The 13,155-nt window shown below is 71.8% G+C and carries 12 protein-coding genes, 1 pseudogene and 1 riboswitch; of the genes and pseudogenes, 7 read left to right on the top strand and 6 right to left on the bottom strand.

Annotated elements, in window-relative coordinates; all coding sequences use genetic code 11:
* Positions 1–3: 3 nt before the first annotated feature.
* Complete coding sequence (locus tag ACTMS0_RS21350) at positions 4–1,473, top strand: S8 family peptidase (RefSeq protein WP_441157005.1); 1,470 nt, start codon at positions 4–6, stop codon at positions 1,471–1,473.
* A gap of 114 nt (positions 1,474–1,587) precedes the next feature.
* On the top strand, positions 1,588–2,088 hold the full coding sequence (locus tag ACTMS0_RS21345) for a hemerythrin domain-containing protein (protein WP_441157004.1): 501 nt from the start codon (positions 1,588–1,590) through the stop codon (positions 2,086–2,088).
* 49 nt (positions 2,089–2,137) lie between these two features.
* On the opposite strand, the gene ACTMS0_RS21340 is transcribed toward ACTMS0_RS21345, so the two are convergent.
* Positions 2,138–3,007: a metallophosphoesterase family protein gene (locus ACTMS0_RS21340; RefSeq protein WP_441157003.1), complete on the bottom strand. Its 870-nt coding sequence runs from the start codon at positions 3,005–3,007 to the stop codon at positions 2,138–2,140.
* A 169-nt stretch (positions 3,008–3,176) separates the two neighbouring features.
* A riboswitch (ZMP/ZTP riboswitch) is annotated at positions 3,177–3,267 on the top strand.
* Between the two features lie 18 nt (positions 3,268–3,285).
* Here ACTMS0_RS21340 and ACTMS0_RS21335 point away from each other — a divergent pair.
* Together ACTMS0_RS21335 and ACTMS0_RS21330 are read left to right on the top strand one after the other, a co-directional pair.
* Entirely contained in the window at positions 3,286–4,722 is a 1,437-nt protein-coding gene (locus ACTMS0_RS21335; protein ID WP_441157002.1) for a glycine hydroxymethyltransferase, read from the top strand.
* Positions 4,723–4,856: 134 nt separating this feature from the next.
* Positions 4,857–5,585 (top strand): class I SAM-dependent methyltransferase, encoded by a 729-nt coding sequence (locus ACTMS0_RS21330; RefSeq protein WP_441157001.1) that lies wholly within the window; start codon positions 4,857–4,859, stop codon positions 5,583–5,585.
* Positions 5,586–5,643: 58 nt separating this feature from the next.
* Here the strand turns inward: ACTMS0_RS21330 and ACTMS0_RS21325 are convergent, their stop codons facing one another.
* Positions 5,644–6,366 carry a MerR family transcriptional regulator gene (locus tag ACTMS0_RS21325; RefSeq protein WP_441157000.1) on the bottom strand — a complete coding sequence of 241 codons (723 nt, stop codon included), beginning with the start codon at positions 6,364–6,366 and terminating at the stop codon, positions 5,644–5,646.
* 182 nt (positions 6,367–6,548) lie between these two features.
* On the opposite strand from ACTMS0_RS21325, the gene ACTMS0_RS21320 reads away from it, so the two are divergent.
* Entirely contained in the window at positions 6,549–8,822 is a 2,274-nt protein-coding gene (locus tag ACTMS0_RS21320) for an ATP-binding cassette domain-containing protein (RefSeq protein ID WP_441156999.1), read from the top strand.
* A 309-nt stretch (positions 8,823–9,131) separates the two neighbouring features.
* On the opposite strand, the gene ACTMS0_RS21315 is transcribed toward ACTMS0_RS21320, so the two are convergent.
* From ACTMS0_RS21315 to ACTMS0_RS21305, 3 genes and pseudogenes are all read right to left on the bottom strand, one after another.
* Entirely contained in the window at positions 9,132–9,800 is a 669-nt protein-coding gene (locus tag ACTMS0_RS21315) for an RNA-guided endonuclease TnpB family protein (RefSeq protein ID WP_441157056.1), read from the bottom strand.
* A gap of 625 nt (positions 9,801–10,425) precedes the next feature.
* Positions 10,426–10,512, bottom strand: a pseudogene (locus ACTMS0_RS21310) (helix-turn-helix domain-containing protein); the annotation flags it as partial.
* Positions 10,513–10,541: 29 nt separating this feature from the next.
* A complete protein-coding gene (locus ACTMS0_RS21305) occupies positions 10,542–11,117 on the bottom strand; it encodes an IS607 family transposase (protein ID WP_441156998.1) in 576 nt (191 codons plus the stop codon).
* 154 nt (positions 11,118–11,271) lie between these two features.
* Between ACTMS0_RS21305 and ACTMS0_RS21300 the strand changes: the two genes are divergently transcribed.
* Together ACTMS0_RS21300 and ACTMS0_RS21295 are read left to right on the top strand one after the other, a co-directional pair.
* Positions 11,272–11,691, top strand: coding sequence for a protein-tyrosine phosphatase family protein (locus ACTMS0_RS21300; protein ID WP_441156997.1), 420 nt, complete (start codon positions 11,272–11,274; stop codon positions 11,689–11,691).
* A gap of 172 nt (positions 11,692–11,863) precedes the next feature.
* Positions 11,864–12,085, top strand: a complete 222-nt coding sequence (locus tag ACTMS0_RS21295; protein ID WP_441156996.1) for a transposase — start codon at positions 11,864–11,866, stop codon at positions 12,083–12,085.
* Between the two features lie 7 nt (positions 12,086–12,092).
* Here ACTMS0_RS21295 and ACTMS0_RS21290 read toward each other — a convergent pair whose 3' ends face one another.
* Positions 12,093–13,043 (bottom strand): NADP-dependent oxidoreductase, encoded by a 951-nt coding sequence (locus ACTMS0_RS21290; RefSeq protein ID WP_441156995.1) that lies wholly within the window; start codon positions 13,041–13,043, stop codon positions 12,093–12,095.
* Between the last annotated feature and the right edge of the window lie 112 nt (positions 13,044–13,155).

Genomic DNA, 13,155 nt, shown 5'->3' with positions numbered 1-13,155 from the left:
TGTGTGAAGAACCTCCGTCGCAAGACACTGGCCGCCGCGTCGGCCGTGTCGCTCGGTGTCGGCCTGGCCGTCACCGGTGGCATGGCTCCGGCCGCGGCGGCCGCCGGGCCGGACACCACGTACCTGGTGCTGGCCCCGCAGGGCGCTACGACCGACAAGGCGGTGGCCCGCGTGGCCGTCGCCAAGGGCACGGTCGTGGCCGAGTACGACCAGATCGGTGTGCTGGTCGTCCGCTCCACGAACCCGGAGTTCGCCACCGACGTGGCGGGCGCCGGGGTCGACTCGGTCGCCGCGACGACCGGCCTCGGCTCCGCCATCGACGAGGGCGAGACCGTCGAGGTCGACGCCGCGGCCGTCGCCGCTGCCGCCGGTGACCCCACCGGCGAACCGATGTTCGGCCAGCAGTGGGACATGCCGATGATCGACGTGCCCGAGGCTCACGCCGTGACCACCGGTTCCGCCAACGTCGTGGTCGGCGTGCTGGACACCGGCATCTCCAGCACCCACCCCGACCTGACCACCCAGATCGCCAAGGACAAGAGCGCGTCCTGCCTCGGCGGCGTCGCCGACACCACCGAGGCGGCCTGGAACCCGACCACCTCCGACCACGGCACCCACGTGGCCGGCACGATCGCCGCCGCCATCAACGGCAGGGGCGTCACCGGTGTCGCTCCCGGCGTCAAGGTGGCCGCGGTGAAGGTCGTCAACGACGGCGGCTGGATCTATCCGGAGGCCGCGATCTGCGGCTTCATCTGGGCGGCCGAGCACGGCATGCAGGTGACGAACAACAGCTACTTCATCGACCCGTGGGAGCTCAACTGCCGCAACGACGCGCGCCAGCGTCCGGTGTGGCAGGCGGTGCAGCGGGCGATCCGCTACTCGCAGTCCAAGGGCGTGCTGCACGTCGCGTCGGCGGGCAACTCGAACTGGGACCTGGCGCACAAGAACACCGACACCGGCAGCCCGAACGACGGTAGCGCCCCGGAGGAGGAGCGGGAGGACCTCAACAGCGCCTGCCTCGTCCTGCCGGGCGAGGCGCCGGGCGTGGTGACCGTCTCGGCGGTCGCCCCGACGGGGAAGAAGAGCTACTACTCGTCGTACGGCCTCGGCGTCGTGGACGTCACCGCACCCGGCGGTGACACCCGGTTCCGCACCAACGGCGTGAGCTCGACCCTGACCGACGGCATCCTGTCGACCACCTGGTCGCGCAGCGGCGGCGACGGCTGGGGTTACAAGCAGGGCACCTCGATGTCCAGCCCGCACGCTGCCGGTGTTGCGGCGCTGGCGCTGTCGGCGCACGCGGGGATGACGCCGGGTCAGCTGGCGTCGTTCCTTGAGCGCACGGCGGTGGCACAGCCCTGCGAGGAGGGCGTCTGGGAGCCGCGGCCCGGTTTCCCGGCCACCTGCACCGGTGGCGAGCGCAACTCGTTCTACGGCGCGGGCATGGTCAACGCGTACAACGTGGTGAGGTAGCACCGCGCACAACCTGTGGTGGGGCCCGGCGGTGATCCGCCGGGCCCCATCCGTTTCTCCTGCTCACCGCCGGGTACGGAAGGGGACCTCAGCCCGATCCGAGGAGGTCAGCCGGTGTCCACCGATGCCATCGTCCTGTTGAAAGAGGACCACAAGGAGATGCGCCGCCTGTTCAAGGAGTTCCAGGCCAACGAGGACGCGCCGGCGAGCCAGCGCGAGAAGCTGGTCAAGCAGATCCTCGAGGCGCTGACCGTCCACACCTACCTGGAGAACGAGGTCATGTACCCGGAGGTCCGCAAGCGCCTGCCGGAGCTGGAGGACCACATCCTGGAGTCGTACGAGGAGCACCACGTCGCCGACGTGCTCTGCTTCGAGCTCTTCACCATGAAGCCGGACGACGAGCACTACAACGCCAAGACGACGGTGCTGATCGAGAGCGTGCTGCACCACGTCGAGGAGGAGGAGCAGGAGTGGTTCCCGAAGGTGCGCGAGAAGATGGGCCGTAACGAGCTGCAGGAGCTGGGCGAGCGGATGATCGAGATGCGTAAGAAGGCGCCCCGGTCGCCGGCCGCCCCGAAGGCGCTGAAGAAATCGCTGGACGCGGTGCGCGCCTGAGCCTGTCCCGCCACCCGGGGCCCGGCCGTCGGCCGGGCCCCGGCGCGTGTCACCAGGCGGTGGGCGGCACCCCGTCGGGCTCCGGCAGGATCCGCCGCAGCTGCCCGGGCGGTGCGCTCCGCCGCCGCCACTCCCGCGGGTAGCCCACCGACACCTCCTCGAACCGCACGCCGTCGTACCAGGTGGTGCGGGGAATGTGCAGGTGGCCGTAGACCACGGCGGCGGCGTCGAAGCGCACGTGCCAGTCGGCGGTGGCCTCGGTGCCGCACCACTGGGCGAAGATCGGGTACCGCAGGATGCGCGTCGGCTCCCGGACCAGCGGCCAGTGGTTGACCAGCACGGTCGGCAGCGCCGGATCACGATCGGCGAGCCGCCGGGCCGTCTCCGCCACCCGGGCCGCGCACCACGCCGAGCGGCTCTCGTACGGGTCGGGGTGCAGCAGGTACTCGTCGGTGCACACGATGCCCGTCCGGTACGCCTCGGCCAGCGCCGCCTCCGGCGTGTCGAAGCCCTCCGGGCGCCAGCTGTGGTCGTACAGGAGGAACAGCGGCGCCACGGTCACCGGACCGCCGCGCCCCTCCCACACCGGGTACGGATCCTCCGGGGTGACGACGCCCAGGTCGCGGCACAGCTCGACCAGGTGGGCGTAGCGCGCCACGCCGCGCAGCGTCACCGGATCGCTGGGCGGAGTCCACAGCTCGTGGTTGCCCGGAGACCAGACGACCTTCGCGAACCGGCCGGCCAGCAGCCGCAGCGCCCACTCGATCTGGGCGACGGTGTCGCCGACGTCCCCGGCGACGAGGAGCCAGTCGTCCGGCGACTCGGGATGCAGCGCCTCGACGATCGCGCGGTTGTCCGGGTGGCGGACGTGCAGGTCGCTGATGGCCAGCAGGCTCCCACCACCGCCCGCCCCCGCCATGCCGTCGATCCTAGGCGGGGCGGGCCCGCCCGGCGAGCCCCGCCGGCTGTGATCGACCCGATGCCGTGGGCACCGCGGGCTCCCGGTGGCCCGCACGTCCCGATGCCGCCGGCATGGAATGGATCACGAGCGAGGCGACGCCACCGGCACCGACGGACCCGGTAGGATCCCCTCGGGCCGTGACTGGCGCATTGGAGATGGAGAACCATCGGGGAGCGGCCCCGTCACGAGGACGCATGCCGAGCGCCTGGGCCTTCCGCACGTCACCAGGAGGTCGCATGTCGCTGAACGCCGAGTCCACCGCCTTCCGCAGCGCGCTCGAAGTGATCGGCGGCGTCGAGCCGCGCGTGGCTGACGCCATCCGCGCCGAGCTGGCCGACCAGCGCGAGTCGCTCAAGCTCATCGCCAGCGAGAACTATGCCTCCCCGGCCACCCTGCTGGCCATGGGCAACTGGTTCAGCGACAAGTACGCCGAGGGCACGGTCGGCCGCCGCTTCTACGCCGGCTGCCAGAACGTCGACACCGTGGAGGCGCTCGCCGCCGAGCACGCCCGGGAGCTGTTCGGCGCGCCCCACGCGTACGTGCAGCCGCACTCGGGCATCGACGCCAACCTGGTCGCCTTCTGGGCGATCCTGGCCGACCGGGTCGAGTCGCCGGCGCTCAAGCGCGCGCAGGCCCGGCACGTCAACGACCTCACCGAGGCCGACTGGTTCGCGCTGCGCCGCGAGCTGGGCAACCAGCGGATGCTCGGCATGTCGCTGGACGCCGGCGGCCACCTCACCCACGGCTTCCGGCCCAACATCTCCGGCAAGATGTTCGACCAGCGCAGCTACGGCACCGACCCGGAGACCGGCCTGGTCGACTACGACAAGGTCGCCGAGGCGGCCCGCGAGTTCAAGCCGCTCATCCTCGTCGCCGGCTACTCGGCGTACCCCCGGAAGGTCAACTTCCGGATCATGCGGGAGATCGCCGACTCCGTCGGGGCGACCTTCATGGTCGACATGGCGCACTTCGCCGGTCTGGTCGCCGGCAAGGTCTTCACCGGCGACTTCGACCCGGTGCCGCACGCGCACATCGTCACCACCACCACCCACAAGTCGCTGCGCGGCCCGCGCGGCGGCCTGGTGCTCTGCCAGCCGGAGCTGGCCGAGCAGGTCGACCGGGGCTGCCCGATGGTGCTCGGCGGCCCGCTGCCGCACGTGATGGCCGCCAAGGCGGTCGCGCTCGCGGAGGCCCGCCGCCCCGACTTCGCGGGCTACGCGCAGCGGATCGTCGCCAACGCGCAGGCCCTCGCCGACGGGCTGCTGCGGCGCGGCGCCAGGCTGGTCACCGGCGGCACCGACAACCACCTGGTGCTCATCGACGTGACCGGCTACGGCCTCACCGGCCGGCAGGCCGAGCAGGCCCTGCTCGACTCCGGCATCGTCACCAACCGCAACTCCGTCCCGCAGGACCCGAACGGCGCCTGGTACACGTCCGGCATCCGGATCGGCACTCCGGCGCTGACCACCCGGGGCCTCGGCACCGCCGAGATGGACGCCACCGCCGAGCTGATCCACGCCGTGCTCACCCAGACCACCCCGGGCGCGAACGCCGACGGCACGCCGTCCAAGGCGAAGTACGTCCTCGACCCGGCGGTCGCCGACAAGGTGAGCAAGCAGGCCACCGAGCTGCTCGCCGGCTTCCCGCTGTACCCCGCCGTCGACCTGGGCTGACCGGTCGTCCCCACCGGCCGGGCCGCCCGGCCGGTGGGGACTTCCTCACAAGGTGTTGCCCACGGGGTCACCGTCCGACTAGAACCTCAGCAACGATCGCCCGGACCCCCCGGCGACGCTGCGAGGTGATGCACGTGGCTCTGGTCTCCTTCGACGACGCCGAGGCGGCGGCCTTCGCGGCCACCCGCGAGCTGCCCCCGGCCAGCCTCGACCGCTGGCGCCACGCCGTGCAGCAGCACCTACGCCCCCGGGCCACCACGACGCTGCTCGACCTGGGCTGCGGCACCGGCGCCTGGGCACGTGCCTTCACCGGCTGGTTCGGCGTCCAGGTGGTGGGCGTGGAGCCCGCGTCGGCGATGCGCGCGTACGCGGACCACCGGCCGCTGGTCGCCGGGGACGCCGGCGCGCTGCCGCTGCGCGACTCCAGCGTGGACGCCGCCTGGCTGTCCACGATGCTTCACCACGTTCCCGACCTGGACGCGGCGGCCCACGAGCTGCGGCGGGTCCTGCGCCCCGGTGCGCCGGTGCTGATCCGCTCCCCCTTCCCCGGGCGGCACCAGCGGATCGCCGTGTTCCGCTGGTTCCCGGAGGCGGTGCAGGTGCTGGAGACGTACCCCGACCTTGCCCGCGTCCGCGCCGCGTTCGCCGCGGCCGGCTTCCCGGTCAGCAGCGTGGAGGCGGTAGCCCAGACCACGGCCGCATCGCTCGCCGACTTCGCGCAACGGCTCGACCGGCGGGCGCACACCCCGCTGCGGCTGATCAGCGACGACGCGTACGAGGCCGGTATGGCCCGGTTGGCCGCCGCCGCGCCGCACACCCCCGGGCCGGTCGTCGACCACCTGGACCTGCTCGTGCTGCGCTAGGGCCTGCGTCGGGCGCGGCCCGGCCGGGCGGTGACTTCGGCACCCGCCCGAACGCCCGTCAGACCGGGCCGGCCTCACCGCGCTCACGCAGGTAGTCGTGCAGCGCCGCGGTCGCCCGCAACCGCCGCAGGCTCCGGCGGTGCAGGTCCTGCTCGCGCCGCGCCAGCTCGGCGTGCACGCGGGCGGCGCTGCCGGTGGTGCGCAGCTCGTCCAGCACCGCGGTGATGATGTCGAACGGGTACGCCCCCCGCCGTAGCAGCGCGACCACCTGCGCGGCGCGCAGCTCGGCCGCGTCGTACACCCGGTAGCCGGTGGCCCGGTCGCGCACCGGGCGGAGCAGGCCGCGCTCCTCCCACAGCCGCAGCTGCGAGGTGCGGACGCCGACCAGCCGCGCCACCTCGCCGATCCGCACGCCGCCGCGCGGTGCCGCGACGGCCGGAGCGGACACCACCGTCTCGAACGCGCCGAGCACCCGCCGGATCTCGGCCCGCTCCCGGTCCAGCTCGGCGTGGCCCCCGTCGAGCGCCGCCAGCGCCGCCGGCAGGTCACCCCGGTGGACCGCGGCCATGACCTCCCGCGTACGCGCCCAGCCGTGCCCCTCAGCCATCCGCCGCGCCACGGTGAGCGCGTGCACGTGCGCCTCGGTGAAGATCCGGTAGCCGGACGGGGTGCGCTCGACCGGCGGGAGAACCCGGTCGGCGACGTAGTTGCGCACCTGCTGGGTGGAGATGCCTGCGGTCGAAGCGAGATCCACGGCCCGGAGCCGACGCGCTGTGCCCACGACGCCGACCTTACCGCTTACACGTCGTTTGAGACTTTCCCGGTGTTCTCCGGCGGTGGTGTGCTGGCCAACGCGGGAAAAGTCTCTACACGTGAGTCAATGAGACGATTGAAGGCGGCCAGGCCAGAAGACGCACACCCGGCGGGGCTTCGCCCTGCCCACGATCCACGTGAAGGGTTCGCATGCAGCAGCCAGATCGGTCCGCCGCCGACAGCCACGACATGATCGAGGTACGCGGAGCGCGCGAGAACAACCTCGCCTCCGTCTCGGTCGACATCCCGAAACGCCGGCTGACCGTCTTCACCGGGGTTTCCGGTTCCGGCAAGTCCTCCCTCGTCTTCGGCACCATCGCCGCCGAGTCGCAGCGGCTGATCAACGAGACCTACAGCGCGTTCCTCCAGTCGTTCATGCCGAGCCTGTCCCGGCCGGACGTGGACTCCCTACGCAACCTCACCCCGGCCATCGTCGTCGACCAGGAGCGGATGGGCGTCAACTCGCGGTCGACCGTGGGCACCGCCACCGACGCGTACGCGATGCTGCGCATCGTCTTCAGCCGGCTCGGCCAGCCGCACGTGGGCGGGGCGGGCGCGTTCAGCTTCAACCTGGCCGAGGGCATGTGCCCGACCTGTGAAGGGCTGGGCCGGGTCTCCGACCTCGACGTCAACGAGCTGGTCGACGTGGAGAAGTCGCTCAACGACGGCGCGATCAGCGTGCCGAACTTCGGCGTCGACACCTGGTACTGGCAGACGATCGTCGGCTCGGGCCTGTTCGACCCGGACACCAAGCTGCAGGACTACACGCCGCAGCAGTGGGAGGACCTCCTCCACAAGCCGGCCACCAAAATCAGGATGGGCAGCAACAACTGGACGTACGAGGGCCTCATCGTCAAGGTGCGCCGGCTCTACCTCGCCAAGGACCGCGAGTCGATGCAGCCCCACATCCGGGCGTTCGTCGACCGGGCGGTCACGTTCACCACCTGCGCCGCCTGCGGGGGCACCCGGCTGAACGCCGCCGCGCTCTCCTCCCGGATCGCCGGGCGCAACATCGCCGAGTGCGCGGCCATGCAGATCAGCGACCTGGCCGAGTTCGTCCAGGGCATCGACGACCCGGCGGTGGCCCCGCTCGTCGGCGACCTGCGCCACCTGCTCGACTCCCTCGTCGAGATCGGTCTCGGCTACCTGAGCCTGGACCGCGAGTCGGCCACCCTCTCCGGCGGCGAGGCGCAGCGGGTGAAGATGGTCCGGCACCTCGGCTCCCCGCTCTCCGACGTCACGTACGTCTTCGACGAGCCCACCATCGGCCTGCACCCGCACGACATCGCCCGCATGAACGACCTGCTGCGGCGGCTGCGCGACAAGGGCAACACGGTGCTGGTGGTCGAGCACAAGCCGGAGACCATCGCGATCGCCGACCACGTCGTCGACCTCGGGCCCGGCGCCGGTACGGCCGGCGGCCGGATCTGCTACACCGGCGACGTCGCCGGCCTGCGCCGCTCCGACACCCTCACCGGCCGGCACCTCGACCACCGGGTCCGGCTGCGCGAGCAGGTCCGTACGCCCACCGGGCAGCTGGCGATCCGCAACGCCGACCTCCACAACCTGCGCGACGTGAGCGTCGACATCCCACTCGGCGTGCTGACGGTGGTGACCGGGGTGGCCGGCTCCGGCAAGAGTTCGCTTATCCACGGCTCTCTGCACCGCCGCGACGGCGTGGTCATCGTCGACCAGTCCCCCATCCGGGGCTCGCGGCGCAGCAACCCCGCCACGTACACCGGGCTGCTCGACCCGGTGCGCACCGCCTTCGCGAAGGCGAACCGCGTGAAGGCCGCGCTGTTCAGCGCCAACTCCGAAGGCGCCTGTCCGACCTGCAAGGGCATCGGCCTCGTCTACACCGACCTGGCCATGATGGCCGGTGTCGCCTCGGTCTGCGAGCAGTGCGAGGGCCGCCGGTTCACCGACGAGGTGCTCACCTACCGGCTGCGCGGGAAGAACATCAGCGAGGTCCTCGCGATGCCGGTCAGCGAGGCGCGGAAGTTCTTCCCGAGCGGCGCGGCCCGGGTCATCCTCGACCGGCTCGCCGACGTCGGGCTGAGCTACGTCACGCTGGGCCAGCCGCTCACCACCCTCTCCGGCGGCGAACGGCAGCGACTCAAGCTGGCCATCCACATGGCCGAGAAGACCAGCACGTACGTCCTCGACGAACCGACCACCGGCCTGCACCTGGCCGACGTGGACCAGCTGCTCGCCCTGCTCGACCGCCTCGTCGACGCCGGCAACACGGTCATCGTCATCGAGCACCACCAGGCGGTGATGGCGTACGCCGACTGGCTGATCGACCTCGGACCGGGCGCGGGCCACGACGGCGGGCAGATCGTCTTCACGGGTACGCCCGCCGAGTTGGTCGACCGCGGGGACACGCTCACCGCCCGCCACCTGCGCGAGTACGTCGCCCGATGACCGCGGTGGTCGGACGCCGCACGCGTCCGGCCACCCGCCCGGCCCGGCGCGAGCCGCGCCAGCCAGCCCCGGAACCGGACGACGGCCGCGACGGCCGGAGTGAGCAGCCCGACCGCGATCAACAGCACGTCCAGGAAGAGCGTGGTGAGCACGACGAGGACCGCCAGCACCGCCACGCCCCGCACCACCAGCGATACGGGACGTGCGGCGGCGCGGTGGGCGCCCCGACGAGGGGCGGTGGAACGGGGTGGAGCCATGGCGCGCTACCTGCCTCGGATCTCGGCGAGGTGCACCCGATACCGTTACCTTTCACTGAGCGTTAGATAGCTCGTGATTGGCAGCCGTCCGTTGCCGGGCGGCGTTGGCCGCAAGCGGCCTTGACGCTTCGACGCCCGTTGCCCGGCCCGCGGGTGCGGGGCTTACGGGTCTTACACAGGCTCCACGTCCTGTTTTGACGTCGCCCGGCGACTCCAGGTCGACGTGCCGCACGAGGGCGGCAAGGTTGCGTGCGGCGTTGACGTCCCGGTCTAGGGACAGGCCGCAGGCGTCGCAGTGGAAGGTGCGCTCGGACAGCGACAGCTTGGGTTTCACCGTCTGGCATCGCGAGCAGGTCTTCGAGCTGGGGTACCACCGGTCGGCGACGTGCAGGACGCTGCCGTACCAGCCGGTCTTGTACTGCAACTGCCGCCGCAGGGTGGCCGGGGCGGCGTCGGACAACGCCAGGGCCAGCCTGCGGTTGCGTTTCAAGCCGGCCACGTGCAGGTCCTCCACCGCAACGGTGTCGTACTGCTGGGCCAGCCGGGTGGTGAGCTGGTGCCAGGCGTCGGCGCGGACCGCGGCCACGGTGGCGTGCAGTCGGGCCACCTGCGTCTGGGCGCGTTTCCACCGGTTCGACGGGGTGCGCTTGCGGTGGGTGGCCGGGTCGTACGGCCCGATCCGGCGGCTGGCCCGGCGCTGGGCCTTGCCGAACCGCTTCAGGGCCGCCTTGAACGGGGGCCGGGTTGTCGATCATCTCGCCGGTGGACAGCACCGCGAGGTGCTTGATCCCGGCGTCAACCCCGATGACCCGGCCCAGCCGGGGGGCGTGCGCCGGGCGTTCGATGGTCCGCTTGACCGCGACCTGGAACGAGCAGAACCAGCGCCCGGCGGTGTCGGTGACAGTCGCGGACAGAATCTTCGCGGTGCCCGCCTCGACCCGGCGGGCCAGCTTGCGGGTCGACTCGTGAGTCCGGATCCGGCCCAGCCGGGGCAGCACCACGTGCCGCCGGTCGGCGTCCACCCGGATCGCCCCGGTGGTGAACCGCACGGACCGGGCCGCGCCCTTGCCTTTGAACCGGGGCCAGCCCATCTGACGGCCCTTACGCTTGCCGCTGCGTGACGCCGCCCAGTTGGCCAGCGCCCGGGCGAGCGCGTCCAGGCCGGTGTTGAACGCCTCTTTGGAGCATTCCTGCCACCACGGCGCCACCCACTGCTTGATGTGGTTCCAGGTGCGCCGCAGGTCCGGCAGCGACCAGCCCTGCCACGGCGTCAGGTCCGCCTCAGCGACCCCGTAGGACACCTCCGCCAGACGCTGGGCCTTGACCGCGCTGAGCCGGCCGAGCATGTGGTTGAACGCGAACCGGGCCGCCCCGGCGTGCCGACGCAGGCTCTGCTCGCAGGCTGGGTCCAGGGCGAACTTGTACGCCTGCACGGTCCAGCCCGCCGGGGCCTGGTACCGCTTCACTCGGCATCACCCGAGGTGGCGGCGGCCACGGCTCGCTCGGCCCGGTCCGCCGCCACCCGGCGGCCATACAACCGGGCGCACAGCGAAGTCAGGATCTCGGTCACGTCGCGGACCAGATCGTCGTCCACCTCGGCCGGGTCGACCACGAGCAGCCGACGGCCCTGGGCGGTCAGCGCGGCCTCGACGTACTCGGCGCCGAAGCGGGCGAACCGGTCCCGGTGCTCCACCACGATCGTGGTCACGGCCGGGTCGCGCAGCAGCGCGAGAAACTTCTCACCGCCGCCGTTGAGCGTCGAGCCGACCTCGGTGACCACCCGCGCCACCGCAAGGTTCTGCCCGGTGGCCCACGCGGTGACCCGGGCGACCTGCCGGTCCAGGTCAGCGCGTTGGTCGGCCGAGGAGACCCGGGCGTATACCACCACGGTCTCGGCCCGGGCCGGGACGGCGGGCTGCTCCACCAGGATCAGACCGCCGACCCGGCGAGCGGGCACAGGCAGCTTGCCCTCCCGGAACCAGCGATACGCCGTTACCGGGTGGACCCCTTCCCGCTTCGCCCACTCTTTCAAGTTCACGGCTGCACACTAACGCATACCGGCGAGTCAACTATAGGAACCCCGTCCCGGGCGCGTGAACCATCCGCATGACGAGGACCACAGGCCCCGGGGCTACGCGCGGTTCGGCGGTGGTGTTGGCACGCGGGTGGCGTGGACCGGCAGGATGGCGGCCGTGGGTGAGCGTGACGATTGGACGGGGCAGCCGGGCGTGGTCGTCCTGCCGAGCGGAGTCGCCGTACGCGGGCGTCGCCTCGCCGATCCGGCCACGCCAGCCGACTTCGCACTGCTGCTGGCCCCCGGACCGGCGCCGGCCTGGCTCCACCGGCGGATCCGTTGGCCGGACTTCTGGGTGCCGGTCGACCGGGCCGACGCGCTCGACGCTCTCCGGGAGGCGCTGCGCCGCGCGCACGACGGCGAGCGGGTCGAGGTGGCGTGCCGGGGTGGCACCGGCCGTACCGGCACCGCTCTGGCGGCGCTGGCGATCCTCGACGGGCTACCGTCCCAAGAGGCCGTGCCCTGGGTACGCACCCACTACCGACCCCGGGCCGTGGAGACACCCTGGCAGCGCCGCTGGCTCCGCCGGCTCCGCTGACCGCCTGGTCCCGAGTGCGGTGGTGGGCTCGGGCGCGGTGATGTGGCTCGGGTTCGTCCTTGCGTGTGGGGTTCGTGCAGGGTTGCGGTAGTGGGGTGGGGCCCGCCGTGCCCGGCTCCGGGCGGTCAGGCTTGATCCCTGCGCCTGGTGCGCCGCCAACCAGGTCGACCTGGTGTTCCTACCGACCTACGCGTCTTGGCTCAACTGGATCGAGGCCGAGTTCGCAGTGGTCAGGTACTTCGCCCTCAACGGCACCGACCACCGCACCCACGCCGAGCAGGATGCCGCGATCGGCGCGTACATCCGATGGCGCAACCAGCGCGCCCGACCGAAATCCGGATTTGCGATCAACTCCAAGATCCGGCACCCGGACTACCCGATCAAGGCTGCATGACGAGGCACTAGTCGGCGACGTGGATGACGATCTTGCCGCGGCGCTTGGCCGTCTCGAGCGCCTCGTAACCGGAGCGCGTCTCAGTGAGGTGCAGCACGCGGTCCAGCACCGGCCTCAACCGGCCGTTATCGACGAACTCGGCGATGGAACGCAACGCGTTCTGGTTGGGCTCGACGACGAAGAACACCCCACGAACGCCATGCCGGGCTGCTTCCTGCTGGTCGGGTGGGGTGACGAGGCTGACCAGGACACCGCCCGGTTTCAGGACCGACCAGGACCGCGACTGCGTGGCTCCTCCGACAAGATCAACGACCACATCCACGTCGCGAACGTGATCCTCGAAGCGGTCGTGCGCATAGTCGATGACCTGCTCGGCACCCAGACCCTTCACGAATTCCACGTCGGCCGCCGCCGCCGTGGCGCTCACACGAGCACCGAGACCGGCCGCGAGCTGCACCACGAAGATCCCCACGCCGCCGGCGCCGCCCTGCACCAGCACGTGCTGGCCGGCCTGCAGGTCAGCGTGATCCACCAGGGCCTGCCAGGCACTCAACGCAGCCAAGGGGAGCGCCGCGGCGTGGTCGTGGTCAACGGTGGCGGGTTTGGCCGCCAGGACGGCCGCGGGCAGGGCGACGTACTCGGCCGCCGCGCCATCGCGGGTGAAAGGGATCAAGCCGTAGACGGCCTCCCCCTCAGCGGGCCTCTCCACCCCCGGCCCGGACGCCGCGACGACTCCGGAGAACTCGTGCGACGGGATGATCGGGGTGCGCTCGGGTCCTGTCCCGTCAAAGCTGTGCGTCCAGGTTGCCGGCCAGGTGAGCTCATGGGGTGTCATGGAAGCGGCCTTTACGGCCACCAACACCTCACCAGGCCCCGGCTCGGGCCGCGGCGCCTCCTCGTACACGAGTTGCTCCGGCCCGCCCCTGGTGTGAGCTCTCACGGCATGCATCGTGCTCATCCGACGGCTGCTCCCTCCCGACCGCATTCGATCAGCCCGCCGGCCGCCCCTTGGGGGATAAACCGCAGGCTAACTCCCGCATTATCTGGCGGTTCGGCGCCGCCCTGCCGGA

It is taken from the genome of Micromonospora sp. H33, assembly GCF_052068455.1.
Classification (GTDB): Bacteria; Actinomycetota; Actinomycetes; order Mycobacteriales; family Micromonosporaceae; genus Micromonospora.
This window is presented reverse-complemented; position numbering and strand designations above follow the sequence as displayed.

Excerpts from the sequence above, each read along its gene's own strand:
- ACTMS0_RS21340 (WP_441157003.1), bottom strand. The coding sequence starts at position 3,007 with ATGGCGGGGGCGGGCGGTGGTGGGAGCCTGCTGGCCATCAGCGACCTG.
- ACTMS0_RS21335 (WP_441157002.1), top strand. The coding sequence starts at position 3,286 with ATGTCGCTGAACGCCGAGTCCACCGCCTTCCGCAGCGCGCTCGAAGTG.
- ACTMS0_RS21320 (WP_441156999.1), top strand. The coding sequence starts at position 6,549 with ATGCAGCAGCCAGATCGGTCCGCCGCCGACAGCCACGACATGATCGAG.
- ACTMS0_RS21290 (WP_441156995.1), bottom strand. The coding sequence starts at position 13,043 with ATGAGCACGATGCATGCCGTGAGAGCTCACACCAGGGGCGGGCCGGAG.